This window comes from Paracoccus salipaludis (assembly GCF_002287065.1).
GTDB classification, from domain to species: Bacteria; Pseudomonadota; Alphaproteobacteria; order Rhodobacterales; family Rhodobacteraceae; genus Paracoccus; species Paracoccus salipaludis.
The window spans coordinates 1-520 of the sequence record NZ_NSJZ01000171.1 but is presented as its reverse complement, the minus strand read 5'-3'; the positions used below and the strand labels follow the sequence as shown (position 1 = coordinate 520).

Sequence of the window (520 nt, the reverse complement as noted above, 5' to 3'; positions counted from 1 at the left end):
ATGGGAAAGACGCTGCAAGTGGCCGCTGATCGGGCCTATGACCAATCCAAGACCGTGCTGCCCGCCGAGGTGGCGCGCGGGGTCTACATGCGGAACGCGCCAAGTCTGCGCGCCCTCAAGCTCATGCATCTGATGATCTCCACGGCGGGCGGGCGCATGGCCCAGGACGTGCGCCACGAGATGCGCCTCTCCGACATTCGGCGCATCGAGGGCATGGCCCACCACGACCGCGAAAGCCTCAAGCCGTTGTTCGAGGAACTGCGCGCGGCGGTGCTGACCTATGACGACCCTCAGGCCATGCGCTACACCATCGGCGGCCTGCTCGATCAGGCCGTGGTGGACTATCGCCACGAACTCAGCGGCGATGTGCTGGTCTCGTGGTTCTTCGGCCGGATGTTCCGGGACATGGCCGAGCGGTCGAATCACTGGGCCATTCTCGACCGGCAGACCGTGTTCCACCTGGGCAGCAAGTATTCCGTGCTGCTGTTCCAGCACATCGCCAGTCTGGCCGGGATGGACC

Annotated in this window: 1 protein-coding gene; it reads left to right on the top strand. The window is 65.0% G+C overall.

Going from position 1 to position 520, the window contains the following annotated elements; all coding sequences use genetic code 11:
* Nucleotides 1-18: 18 nt before the first annotated feature.
* Nucleotides 19-520 (top strand): replication initiation protein (locus tag CK240_RS18035; protein ID WP_205957947.1); only part of this gene is annotated, 502 nt, incomplete at its 3' end.